General features: G+C 45.4%; 8 protein-coding genes. 6 read left to right on the forward strand and 2 right to left on the reverse strand.

What is annotated here, in order from left to right; translation table 11 throughout:
- Positions 1-268 precede the first annotated feature (268 nt).
- The 5 genes from MHN32_RS22560 to MHN32_RS22580 all read left to right on the forward strand — a co-directional run bounded on the left by MHN32_RS22560 (position 269) and on the right by MHN32_RS22580 (position 7,366).
- Positions 269-1,516 carry an HlyD family efflux transporter periplasmic adaptor subunit gene (locus MHN32_RS22560; RefSeq protein WP_239422868.1) on the forward strand — a complete coding sequence of 416 codons (1,248 nt, stop codon included), beginning with the start codon at positions 269-271 and terminating at the stop codon, positions 1,514-1,516.
- A gap of 18 nt (positions 1,517-1,534) precedes the next feature.
- A complete protein-coding gene (locus MHN32_RS22565; protein WP_211868275.1) occupies positions 1,535-2,242 on the forward strand; it encodes an ABC transporter ATP-binding protein in 708 nt (235 codons plus the stop codon).
- Positions 2,239-4,626, forward strand: a complete 2,388-nt coding sequence (locus MHN32_RS22570) for an FtsX-like permease family protein (RefSeq protein ID WP_239422869.1) — start codon at positions 2,239-2,241, stop codon at positions 4,624-4,626. Before MHN32_RS22565 ends, MHN32_RS22570 begins: the two co-directional genes overlap by 4 nt.
- A gap of 65 nt (positions 4,627-4,691) precedes the next feature.
- Positions 4,692-6,062: a sigma-54 dependent transcriptional regulator gene (locus MHN32_RS22575; protein WP_239422870.1), complete on the forward strand. Its 1,371-nt coding sequence runs from the start codon at positions 4,692-4,694 to the stop codon at positions 6,060-6,062.
- An 8-nt stretch (positions 6,063-6,070) separates the two neighbouring features.
- Entirely contained in the window at positions 6,071-7,366 is a 1,296-nt protein-coding gene (locus MHN32_RS22580) for an ATP-binding protein (protein WP_237117247.1), read from the forward strand.
- A gap of 156 nt (positions 7,367-7,522) precedes the next feature.
- Here MHN32_RS22580 and MHN32_RS22585 read toward each other — a convergent pair whose 3' ends face one another.
- Positions 7,523-8,602 carry a tryptophan 7-halogenase gene (locus MHN32_RS22585; RefSeq protein ID WP_237117248.1) on the reverse strand — a complete coding sequence of 360 codons (1,080 nt, stop codon included), beginning with the start codon at positions 8,600-8,602 and terminating at the stop codon, positions 7,523-7,525.
- A gap of 11 nt (positions 8,603-8,613) precedes the next feature.
- Complete coding sequence (locus tag MHN32_RS22590; RefSeq protein WP_237117249.1) at positions 8,614-10,554, reverse strand: LodA/GoxA family CTQ-dependent oxidase; 1,941 nt, start codon at positions 10,552-10,554, stop codon at positions 8,614-8,616.
- Positions 10,555-11,016: 462 nt separating this feature from the next.
- Here MHN32_RS22590 and ettA point away from each other — a divergent pair, with 462 nt between their 5' ends.
- Complete coding sequence (ettA, locus tag MHN32_RS22595; protein WP_010604458.1) at positions 11,017-12,681, forward strand: energy-dependent translational throttle protein EttA; 1,665 nt, start codon at positions 11,017-11,019, stop codon at positions 12,679-12,681.
- The last annotated feature ends 304 nt before the right edge of the window (positions 12,682-12,985 follow it).

Below are 12,985 nucleotides of genomic sequence, written 5' to 3' on the forward strand. Positions count from 1 at the left end.
CATAATTCCTAGTTATCCTTACATTTTGTTCTAACCTAAATAAAACCAGACCACGAGAAAAATCGCAACAAAAAATTACATAAATTCAACAAAAATGCTGTGCTAACTCATCCCAAAACCACAATTTTTATTTTCGAAACCGCAAAAAGCACTCCTTCCATGCAAACAGACAAAACAAAAAATCTAATAATTTCAGTAAATTAAATTTTGGCATGCGACTTGTTATCTACTGAGTAATAACAACCTTTATTCCACCAGAGATATCAACATGGATATACAAGTCGAACATAAAAAGCGCAACAAGGTTAACTGGTTGTGGGCTGTTGGCGGAACCATTTTCGCCGTAGTTATTATATGGCTGCTAATACAGCCCTCAGCGCAGGCATCTTTGCCTATGGCAAAAACATGGATTGCGGAGGTCCAGCAAGGGGATTTAGAGGTCAGTGTATCTGGATATGGTCAGCTTAAATCGAAAACGCCGCGTTTGATAAGTGCCGCGAGCGATGCCACGGTTGAAGAAATTGTGTTGCGCCCAGGTGCACAAGTTAACCCCGACAGCATCATTATGAAGTTACAAGATGCAAACTTGGCCCAATCTTTAAAAAATGCCAAACGCAGTTTGGCGCAATCGCAAGACCAATATTTACAGCTCGATATCAATCAACAACGAGAACTGCTGTCTCACCAAGCGGATTTAGAAATTCTGAGATCTGAGTTAGAAAGTGCCGAGCTGGAGGTTAGCGCTCAAGGAGAATTGGTTGAAGATGGAGTTGTTTCTAAACTCGACTACCAACGCGCGGTACTTACCCATCGCCAGCTGAAACGCCGCATTAATATAGAGCAGCAGCGAATAGCGCAATTACAGACCTTACACAAAGCCAATCTACAGCTTGCGCAGTCGAATATTGATGCCAGTAATGAAGCATTTTTATTGGTGCAAGATAGGGTGAATAAGCTCACCGTACGAGCTGGGATCAAAGGGGTCTTGCAACAACTTCATGTGGAACTTGGACAAAGCGTCTCTCTTGGCACTCAATTGGTGTTGGTTGGTAGCACCACAGATTTATATGCGCAATTGCAGATCCCACAAGCCTATGCCCAGCAAATAAAGCTGGCTCAGCATGTGAGCATCAATACCCGTAACGACTTAATTGAAGGCCAAGTGTCGCGCATTAATCCAATGGTACAAAATGGCAATATTGAAGTTGAGGTGACACTGCCTAAAAGTCTGCCCGCGAGTGCTCGCCCCGAGCTAAATATTGAGGGAAAAGTCTCTATCGACAAATTGAGTTCCGCACTGTTCATCGACAAACCCGTCGGTGCAAAACCTTATAGCCAAGCAACCTTATATCTTGTTGATAAAGAAAAACAACAAGCCCATGCAATTCAAGTACACTATGGCGCAGAAACGTCACAGCACATTCAACTACTCAGTGGCGCTTCGACAAATCAGCAGTTTATTTTGTCAGATATGACATCTTATGCCGACACACCCGTAGTGACTTTGAGCAAATAACAAACCAAAGGAAGAACAATGAATAATAAACACGTTATTGAACTTAGAAACATCACTAAAAAGTTTGTCCTCGGCGGAATGGAAACACTGGCACTGCGTGGCGTAAACCTCAATGTAACTCAGGGCGAATATCTGTCAATTTCAGGCCCATCGGGCTGCGGTAAATCAACACTTCTAAATATTCTTGGTTTATTAGACAGCCCAAGCACCGGCACCTACACAATTGCGGGTAACGATGTCAGTAACCTTGACGTCAACCAAAGAGCCACACTAAGAAATAAACATATTGGCTTTGTGTTTCAGTCATTTAATCTCATTGATGAATTGAACGTCTTTGACAATATCGCCTTACCTATCAAGTACAGTAGCACTGCACTCTCAAATACTGCGTTAAAAGAACGGGTAATGACTTGCTTGGAGTTAGTACAAATGACCCACAGAGCAGAACATAAGCCCAATCAACTGTCAGGCGGACAGCAGCAACGTATCGCCATCGCCCGTGCACTCGCCAATCAGCCAGATATTCTGCTTATTGACGAACCTACAGGAAACTTGGACTCAAAAAATGGCGATGCCGTAATGAACATGCTGAGCGACCTAAACGCCCAAGGCACAACCATGTGTATGGTTACCCACGACCCTAGGTATGCAGACATGGCAAAACGTAAACTGTTCTTGTTAGATGGGGTGATGGTGGATGAAATGAATTTGGAGATGGTGGGATGATAAAAGAGGAATGTAAGCTCGCACTGTCAAATCTGAGGAAGCTTCCGGGATTTAGTCTTACCGTACTTGTCACCCTAGCATTAACCTTAGCAGCGCTAACGGTAGTGATTAATATCAACCATAGATTGATCACGCAACCGCTCCCCTACCCTGATGCAGATAAGCTGTGGGTGACCGATCAAAGCGAAACCATTAATGGAGAAACCCAATATGGATTCCAACTGCTCTCCACCCAGTTTCAGCTATATCAAGATAAGCAATTTATCGACAAAATGACGATGATGCACTTGGTATCATCTCGTTTTATGGACATTAAGGATATGCCCACGGTAGACATAATTCGAGTGACTCCCGAATTCTTTGAGTTGTTAGGCACGCCACTGCATCTTGGTCGCGCGCTAAAGCAAGACGAAGGCGTCAGCGATGAACAAAAAGTTTTAGTCCTGAGTTATCATTCTTGGATAACGCACTTTAATGCCGATCCAGATATCGTTGGTAGCTACACCTCCATAGATCGTGAACGCTATCAAATTATCGGAGTAACGGGAGAAGCGTTTGAAGTGCCTGAGATCTTTGGTGGCTTTCCCGTTAGCGGCTTTAGTAGCTTTCCGGAGCCTGTCACCACCACCTCGCACTGGAATAACATCAGTAGCCAGTTTAACGGTATCGCTCGACTGAAAGCAGGTGTAAACATTGAGCAGATGAATCATGCGCTGGGCGAACAGATTAACACGCTTTACCAATCCCGTGAAAACGTAGCGCCTAACACGCGAATTGGCGCTCAGTTTACACCACTGCGCGACAAAATAGTTGCACGAAGTGATGAGCTCGCCATTACCTTGTTGTTCTCAGCTGCGGTTTTGGTGCTCATTGCCCTGACCAATGTTGTTAATTTATTTCTCTCAAGGGCTGCGCAAAAACAGCGCACCATGGCAATTCAAGTGGCACTGGGGGCAAAGCCTACTCACATTTTTGTCAGTATGTTTTGCGAAAGCGTCCTGTTAGTGGGGGCAGCTACTATACTCGGATTATTGCTTGCCGAGTGGTTGAATGTTTGGTTAGCAAACGACTTGAGCTATTTATTTAGTCGCATGCAGGGCTTAACTCTAGATTGGCCGACCATAGTGGTTGCTTGTGCACTGAGTCTGATAATGGCGCTACTCATCGCCTGGTTTACCAGCAAACAAGTAAACTATTATGCCCTAACAGATGCGCTACACAGCAGCGGTAAAGGCACTGGCGCGCAAATTTCCAAGCGTACTCGTCAAGTGTTGGTGGCATTACAAGTATGCTTTGCCAGTATTTTACTCTTTCTTGCAGCCAACAAATTAGTTCCCGCATACGCGCAAATGACCCATCCCACTGGGTTTGATACTGAGCATTTGTACTATGTCCGTATCGACGGCAGTGCCACAGGAATCGATAACTTTGAGCTTGGCAAGCAAATCAAACAGCTTTTAGCCAATCAAGCGAGCATCACATCGATATCGGCAAGTTATGCTTCGCCTTTGCAAATGGGATGGCAAAATTATTTGTATGACCAAAATATTGCGCTGATCGGTATCGTCAGTTTGTCCTTTTACGACGAAGACGGTTTCACTGCGCTTTCACTACCACTTGAGCAAGGAAGCCGGTTTACACCGATCATGGCCTCAGGCTCAGACAACAATGAAATAATTCTCTCGGCCTCACTCGCTAAGCGTTTGTACAAAGATGAAAATCCAATCGGTCAAACCCTCTATGCTGACAGAGAGGTGCCAAGAAAAGTGGTTGGGGTTGTGAGTGATATTTACGTACCTACGGGCAACCGAGGCTATACCTTAGAGCGCTATTACTTGCCTGTCACTGAAGGCAGCACATCTTTTATTATCAAGGGGAATTCTGCACTGTCAAAAGTCCAATTAACTCATGCTCTCAAGGTCATTCATCCGAGTCTAAACTTTGCTTTTTTTGAGCCTGTAGATGGCATGCTAACCCAGAGGTTAAGACAAACTTGGCTGCAAGCAATGTTGACTGTCGCCCTATTAGCCCTTACCTTAAGCCTAGCTGGCGCAGGGATCTACGGCGTGCTCAATTACAGCGTACAAATGCGTCGCTATGAGCTTGGCATTCACTTGTCGTTGGGCGCACATACACACAAACTGATAGCACAAGTGCTCAAGCAGAGTCTAACACCGGTAATGATTGGCCTTGGAGTGAGTGCATTAACCGTTGCAATCGGATATGGGATACTGACAAAGATAAGCACAACTGCTATTTCCATGAGCTGGTTCGCTGTTATCGTGACAATCCCTATCATGCTGCTGATTGCGCTCATCGCAAGCTATTTACCTGTGCAAAGGGTGATAAGCCAAGATCCCATTAAAGCGCTAAGAAACGAATAAGTTAATAACAACAGGAATGAGTAGGCAAAGCGTGGCGTGTAAACGCTCTTTGCCTACAACACACTATGCAAGGTTCAATTTTAATCGTTGATGACAAGGCCGATATCCGCCTTAGCTTACAGTTTTTACTAAAAAACCACGGTTTTACCATTTTCCAAAGTAGTAGTCTTGATTGTGCCGCTAAGCAGCTCAATGCGCACGACATTGATATTGTACTGCTAGACATGAACTATGAGCTCGATACGACATCCGGCGATGAAGGTCTCGCTTTTTTGAGTCAGTATGCAAGCCAAAGTAGCGCAACCTTTATTGCGATGACCGCTTGGTCTAGCGTCGAACTCGCCGTCGAAGCCATGCAGCGCGGCGCCAAAGACTTTTTTGCCAAGCCTTGGGACAACCACGCTGTAGTAATGATGGTGAAAAAGCATTTAGGGCTAAAGCAAATCACTGCAAAACAACAATCGGCTTCCCCCCTACTAACCACAGCTAAAATAGCGCCAAATGTAGACCATGCTGATGCGTTACTCTGGTTAAGCCCTACGATGCAAGCGCTAAAAAGCCAACTTGATCGCATTGCCAAAACCAAAGCGAATATATTGCTTAGAGGGGAAAATGGTACGGGAAAATCACAAATTGCCAGCTACATCCACCAGCAAAGTAACATCACAGGCAACTTTGTGAGCACCAATATGGCGGCCATTCCAGAGTCACTGTTTGAAAGTGAAATGTTTGGCCATGTGAAAGGTGCGTTTACTGACGCTAAACAGGATAGACAAGGTCGTTTCTCAATGGCTGAGCAAGGGACTTTGTTTTTGGATGAGGTAGGCACACTCACAGAGCCTCAACAAGCGAAGCTACTACGAGTATTAGAAACAGGGGAATATGAAGCTGTTGGCTCGAGCAAAACGCAGCATGCAAGCTGTAGAATTATTAGCGCAACTAATGCAGATTTAGAGTCGCAACAACAAGCAAGTCAATTTCGTAGTGACCTGTATTTCAGACTAAATACAATGGAGTTTGAGATCCCACCACTGCGCTCGCGTCGCACAGAGATAATTCCGCTGGCCGACTTTTTTATTCAAAAGCACGCAATGACCTACGAACTAGACGTAAAACCTTTGTCTCATGCAGCACAAACAAGACTACAAAGTTACGCATTCCCGGGTAATATCCGTGAACTTAGCCATATGATGGAACGTGCGATTTTGCTGTGTGATGGCACTGAAATTGAAGAAAGCGCGCTTTCTTTAAAATCTGTGGTAACCACAGAGCAGAGCGAGCCTGAAGTGATGACGCTAGATCAAGCCGAGCAAAAGTTGATTAAAATGGCGCTGTGCCAATGCCATGATAATGTGGAAGATGCAGCTGTTTTACTTGGGATCAGTAAAAGTGCCCTATATCGTCGCCTTGATAAGTTTGATATCAAAACACGATGAGCTTGCCTATGAAAAAGCCTAACTTTGAACAGACTATCGAGATTTTTTGTCTGGTTATTTGGTTGCTGTTCACCGTGCTCAGCGCTTTTTTTATGGTCATCCTTGAGGTCTCAACACTCAGTGTTATCACCTACTTTATCCTTGTCCTTTGTCCGCTCGCACTGCTGCTGTATCATTTTAAACAGCGCCTGATACAACCTTTTTATCACCTCTCAACCACCATAGAGGCGATTAAAAACGAAGAGTATGGACAGCGCTTGTACACCTCTGACAGCTCAGGCATTCTTCACAGTTTGCAGCAGGAAACACAGCAATTGTGTGAACAGCTGCAATCATTCAAATCAGAGCGAGACCACCAAGCCATATTACTATTTAGGCTCATTGAACAACTGCCCAGCCCCATCGCGATTTTCGATAACGACACTGCACTGGTGCATGCCAATGAAGCCTTCTCAAATTGGATTGGCAAACCATGGCAAAGCCAGCGTTTATTAAAAGCGCATAAGTTTAGCCTTGAATATCATAGTGGACATTGGCACTTTAACCACCCCACCTTAGGTGATGAGTGGCAACTTCGCTATAGCGAGCTTACCATTGCAGGCATGCAGGCGCACTTAGTGATCTTAACCGATGTGCAAGCGGTTGTCAGTCAAGCTCAGCGCGACGCTTGGCAAAAAATGATCAGAGTGCTCAGCCACGAAATTCATAATTCTCTCTCGCCGATTAAGTCACTTGCTCAAACCTTGATAGAAATTCCCACCACGCAAGAAAATCAAGCCGATTTTGAACAAGCGCTTGGCGTGATTGTGCAGCGCAGCGATGGCCTGATGTCATTTGTTAATCGCTATGCAAGCGTTGCAAAACAGCATCAACTTCATATAGAAGCGATATCCATAAGTGACTTACTAACGCCGCTCGTAGGGCTTTTTGACAATCGCGTGAGATTAACCATTGAACAGGACTTTACGCTGCAAATTGATCAAAGCTTACTTGAGCAGGCACTTGTAAACCTGATTAAAAATGCCTTGGAAGCTGGAGGTGAGCGCAATGCTGTTTACGTCAAAGCGTATCACAATCATAAATTCGCAGGTATTGAAGTACTCGATGAAGGGCATGGCATAAAGAACGCTGACAACCTATTTGTACCTTTTTACACCACTAAAGCAGCGGGTAAAGGGATTGGGCTCATCTTAGCTAAAAATATCGTTGAACAGCATAACGGAAAACTGAGCTTAACCAATCGTAAGGATGCACAAGGTGCAATTGCTCATATTCAGCTTCCACTGGTGGCAGCGAATAAGTGAGTGTTCACCGCCACTGCTAGGCAACATTTATTCAGACATTTTAAGCATCGCAATCAACTGACGGCCAGCAGCAATGGTATTGGTTTCACCACTATAGATGTTGTCGCATTCTTTCGATCCAAACACTTCTTTAATCCAAACAAGTAATAATAAGTGTTAACCGATTAACTTTGAGCCCTCGTAAAAGTGCTGTCGATGCTCAAGGTAGCGCATCCACACTCTATCCATTTGCGACTGATATAGTTTTGCGCCATGTTTGTAATCCGTACCGTGCAACAGCAGCATATCCGCAAGTTGCATGCTGCTGGTCATGGCATGCAACATACCTTGCGAAGAGAGCGGATCAAAGCTCATGCTCGCATCACCCACCGCATACCAGCCTTTTGCTGCGCAACTATCCAAACGGGCCGAATTTGCACTTACCATTGGGCGCAGGTATGCTGTTTCTATATTCACCAAGTCCACTAAGGTGCTAAATCCCCTCACCTGCTTTACTTTGGCTAAAAAATCTTGAGCGTTGGTGATGTTGCACTTTTTGATCGCATCAGCGCAAGCCTGCCAAGAAAACACCCGAGGCTGCATATTAGGATCGAGTGAAGAGCATGCCGCGCTCGGCGCACTATACCACCAGCCATTTTCTTCATCGCTTATCACCGCAAACTGTTTCGTCGTGGCAACCTCTGCGGTAAGCCACAGTGCCATTTGCTTATCAAACTGTTGTAGTTTTGCACCGAGTCGCCTCGCCAGATGACAGGCGCGACCGGTGGCATCAATAAGCAGTGTTGTCGTGATAGACATGTCAGTGTCGCGGCCTTCAACCCTAACTTGCCAACTTGATTGTGTTTGCACCACATCAGTAAGCTTTGTAGAAGATAACAAAGGGATACCACGAAGCACTAATTGATCACGAAGCTGCTGTTCAAAATGCTGCCGATGAATGTGCCATCCCAAACCATCGGGGTTTTTAACGTTATCCACTATGGTAGGCGATTCACTACCCCAAAACGAAATCATACCGTGACAAGTGAGATGTTCCGGGCTTTGTAGTAAGTGCAACAAATTAAGCTTTTTGAGAATTCTAGACGCCGCTGGCGGTAAACACTCGCCCACTTTGTCTTTAGCTACGGCGAGCTTATCGACTACTATCACCTGGTAGTGAGGATGCAAGGCAAGTGCAGCAATGCATCCTGCAATGCCTGCACCTACAATTACAATATCCGATTTCCTTTCAGCCATATTAGCCCTTATTATTTGCGATTCCGGCGGTGTGCTTTGTCGGTTTGTGACAAATCAGGACGACAATCTCGCATGCTTTCATTACGACTTGCTGTCAGCAGTTTTTCTGCTTTGTGATCCGCTTTGGCTGGTGTTAATCCTACTTGCATGGTGGTTGGAAAACCAGTTACGCCTTTTTCTGTTTTCGGTAATACCACCGCCAGTTGACCAAACCCAGTGATCATACTGTTGATCTGCTCAATATAGTTGGTTGAAGGGCCTATCGGCAAATCGTTTAGCCACAGCTCCCGGTCATTAAATGCTGCTTGTCGCTCTGCAAATGGTTTAGTTTCATCGACTACCCGGTGATAATTTTGCTCGCTAAGCATATTATTTGGCACTCGTGCAGGCCAAAAGGTCGGTAAATAAGGGTCGTAAGCTTCATTGTAGCCATCGCGACAACTCGCGGTGTCTGTTTGCCAAGGAATGGCCATCCAACGTGTAATGCCACCAGCAACCTGCCCCGTTTTTAATGGGCCGCTCGAATGCAGCGCGATTTCTGATGTCATTTCCACGCCATAATTGGTGCCGTGGGTCGGTGCAGTATCTTCTGAATGTTTAAGACGGAAAGCCTCGCTATACATGCCCGCTGTACGCATTGGCCAAGTCATTTCACATCCAGGGTGGAAAGCATCCGCTAAACAGAACTCCATCGCCGCTTTAGTTAACATCTCTGGTTGCTCAGCAACCGGAATTTCATCAATGCTGGTTGGGGGGCGATAACAAGGGTCGTAATCAGAGTCAAATTCGCCATTCGACCACTGCTGTAACATATTCAACTGAATTTCTGTCAGGGTGACAAACTGCCTTGGCGAGTCATCGGCATCTACACTCATCGCATCGCCGTACAACCAAGGCCACAACTGCGGTGCGGTAGCGGCAAATTTAGGGTTCCAACTATGTTTTTCATCCGCCGTGGTGACTTTTTCTATCTGTCTAAAGTTATTAAAGAGATTACGTCTTGCTTCTTGCCATGTACGTGAATTGTCATTTAAACGGCTGATCCAAGTCTCTGAAGTAAAATCAAAGGGGCTATTCCAGCCAAACCCTGCGGCAAATCCCGCATTAACCCATTGTAAATCGGTTAACCTTTGGAAAATTGGCAGAATGTCTTTACTAAAGGAAGGCTTACCCTTAGGTGCAGGTAGCATCTTGGCGTCAACTGCAACCTGACGCATTAAATCCCACATGGTTCGCGGAGATTTTTGCATTGGTGCGTAATCTGGTGGCGCACAAATAACCCATGCAGGTTTCACATCAAGTGCTTTGCCTTGATATTTCACCTCAGCAGTTACAGGGCCGTCCGAAGTATCGTCGTACCAGCCTTCATTATTACCGAACGTGATCGCCTCGTGGCCTTGAGGATTTTCTGACACCCCGTGCCCACCAAGCATAAGTAAGCGGCCCTTATCATCGGTACGCATTTCGCCTAAGTACACTTTTTTACCGGCAAAGCATCCTTCAAAGCGACTACAACCACACCCAGAAGCAATACCACTGATCTGCTGCGCCCCACCATCAATGAGCAAGCTGTCACGGTCGTTTACATTGAGGTTGCGCAGTAAACTCGGCTCGGCTTCAGCCGCCTCTGGAATATCCAACGCTAATTGAAACTCATACCAAGATGCTTTTTGATTAGCCAAGCGAGCATGCCAAATGATAGAAGCGCCATCGTCGCAAGTGAGTTCTTTAACGATGTTGCCCTCGGCGTCCAATCCATAAATACGAAAACGCGCGGCTTGGCGCTTCAACGCCCCCGTGCTATCGCGATAGTAATTCATATCTCTTGGAATGGCGGTATCGACCTCAGGGCCAATAAAAAATTCTTCAGGGCTGTTACCAACCCGCATTACACCTATGGGTGGGTATATGGCAGCTGAAACAATGGGGTTTTGATTGCAGTGATGTGACATGTTGTAATCCTTTTTACAGTGGTTCAATTCATGAAGCATTACTGCAGTGTAGAAGCTATTTCTGACTTAAACCATTACATCGAATTACAACTTAAACACGAAAATATTTTGCTTAATCTAAGATTTGGATAGGGAATGTTCTAACTCATTGTTGTTAAAGTACAACTTAATTTACCTCCTTGTCTAACCAGAGAATTTTAGGGAAAACACCGCTTCCGCATCCTGCTCTCGCTATGGTGCCAGCTTCCTATAAGCAAGGCGAATTTGCTAACCAATATAGCTATTGGTTAGTAATTAAACACCGTTTGCACTGGAACTGACTGCTAGAAAGGTATTAACTATCCACAACTCAAGTTAATTAGCGAAGGAACTTATATTTTTTATATCATGTAGTCCACAACATTGCAGCACAGGAAGGCTTTCTCTAAAATACATCTAACTTAAAAAAGAGATTGGAAACTCATGGCTCAATATATTTATACCATGTCGCGGGTGAGCAAAGTTGTGCCACCTAAGCGCACTATTCTGAAAGATATTTCTTTATGCTTTTTCCCGGGCGCTAAAATTGGTGTTTTAGGCCTTAATGGTGCAGGTAAATCGACCTTACTTCGCATTATGGCGGGTGTGGATAACGAATTCGAGGGCGAGGCTCGTCCGCAACCTGGTACTAAGATCGGTTACCTACCGCAGGAACCTGTACTAGACGAAAGCAAAACCGTTCGTGAAACGATTGAAGAAGCAGTTGGCGAAGTAAAACGCGCCCTGAATCGATTAGACGAAGTGTACGCAGAGTACGCGATGGAAGACGCTGACTTTGATGCGCTAGCTAAAGAGCAAGGCGAATTAGAAGCTATCATCCAAGCACATGACGGTCACAACCTAGATAATGCGCTTGAGCGCGCTGCCGATGCGCTTCGTTTACCAGAATGGGATGCGAAAATTGAGCACCTATCAGGTGGTGAAAGACGCCGTGTTGCTATCTGCCGCCTGTTACTTGAAAAGCCAGATATGCTGCTTCTTGACGAACCGACTAACCACTTAGATGCCGAGTCGGTTGCGTGGTTGGAGCGCTTCCTTCATGACTACGAGGGCACAGTGGTAGCGATCACCCACGACCGCTACTTCCTAGATAATGTAGCAGGCTGGATTTTAGAGCTTGACCGTGGCCATGGTATTCCGTGGGAAGGTAACTATTCTTCATGGCTTGAGCAAAAAGATGCACGTTTGAAGCAAGAAGAAAAATCAGAGAAAGCACGCCAGAAGTCGATTGAAAAAGAACTTGAATGGGTACGCTCAAATCCAAAAGGTCGTCAAGCTAAGTCTAAAGCACGTATGGCGCAGTTTACCGAGCTTCAGCAAAACGACTATCAAAAGCGTAACGAAACCAACGAGCTATTCATTCCACCTGGTCCTCGCTTAGGCGACCAAGTGATTGAAGTGAGCAACTTACGTAAGAGCTTCGGTGACAGATTGTTGATTGACGATTTGAACTTCAACGTACCTAAAGGTGCAATTGTTGGGATCATCGGTGCAAACGGCGCGGGTAAGTCAACGCTGTTTAGAATGCTAAGCGGTCAAGAGCAGCCAGATAGTGGTAACATCACTATTGGTGAAACGGTTGAAATCGCCACTGTTGAACAGTTCCGTGATGACATGGACGGTAATAACACCGTATTCCAAGAGATCTCTAACGGCCAAGACATTCTTAAAATTGGTAACTTTGAAGTACCAAGCCGCGCCTATGTTGGCCGCTTTAACTTTAAGGGCAATGACCAACAAAAGTTTGTAAAAGAGCTGTCTGGTGGTGAGCGCAATCGTCTGCACTTAGCAAAACTACTAAAAGCAGGCGGTAACGTACTGTTGCTGGATGAACCAACCAACGATCTAGACGTTGAAACGTTACGAGCCCTAGAAAATGCGATTTTAGAATTCCCGGGCTGCGTTATGTGTATCTCGCACGACCGTTGGTTCCTAGACCGTATCGCGACCCACATTCTAGACTACCGTGATGAAGGCCAAATCAACTTCTTTGACGGCAACTACACTGAATACGAAGAATGGTTGAAGAAGACCTTTGGTGCTGAGGCGGCAGAGCCTAAACGTATCAAATATAAGAAGATTGGCTAATAACTAAAACATTAGGGCCTGTTGATCTTTCAAGTTTGTTTTTGCAGCAGTTTGATTGGTATTTATACAAGGCAGAGCCAGCGTAGCGTAGTCATTCTACGTAAGTCTGGTGATAAAGACTTTGTGCTCCTGCAAAGTCACCTTACCCCACATCCTTGTGGGGCAACACAGAAGAAATGCCAATCAAGCGCTGCCCTTTGGGTTGACCTGAGTGCGCTTTGTTCATTGTTGCTCAACTTTTGCCTAGATTACTAGGCGGCAAGTCGAGCGTCGCGACCAAAACACACTCAGAAGAACAAAAATC

The sequence above is a fragment of the Pseudoalteromonas sp. Of11M-6 genome (assembly GCF_022347905.1).
Taxonomy (GTDB): Bacteria; Pseudomonadota; Gammaproteobacteria; order Enterobacterales; family Alteromonadaceae; genus Pseudoalteromonas.

Excerpts from the sequence above, each read along its gene's own strand:
- MHN32_RS22560 (WP_239422868.1), top strand. The coding sequence starts at position 269 with ATGGATATACAAGTCGAACATAAAAAGCGCAACAAGGTTAACTGGTTG.
- MHN32_RS22565 (WP_211868275.1), top strand. The coding sequence starts at position 1,535 with ATGAATAATAAACACGTTATTGAACTTAGAAACATCACTAAAAAGTTT.
- MHN32_RS22570 (WP_239422869.1), top strand. The coding sequence starts at position 2,239 with ATGATAAAAGAGGAATGTAAGCTCGCACTGTCAAATCTGAGGAAGCTT.
- MHN32_RS22575 (WP_239422870.1), top strand. The coding sequence starts at position 4,692 with ATGCAAGGTTCAATTTTAATCGTTGATGACAAGGCCGATATCCGCCTT.
- MHN32_RS22580 (WP_237117247.1), top strand. The coding sequence starts at position 6,071 with ATGAAAAAGCCTAACTTTGAACAGACTATCGAGATTTTTTGTCTGGTT.
- MHN32_RS22585 (WP_237117248.1), bottom strand. The coding sequence starts at position 8,602 with ATGGCTGAAAGGAAATCGGATATTGTAATTGTAGGTGCAGGCATTGCA.
- MHN32_RS22590 (WP_237117249.1), bottom strand. The coding sequence starts at position 10,554 with ATGTCACATCACTGCAATCAAAACCCCATTGTTTCAGCTGCCATATAC.
- ettA (WP_010604458.1), top strand. The coding sequence starts at position 11,017 with ATGGCTCAATATATTTATACCATGTCGCGGGTGAGCAAAGTTGTGCCA.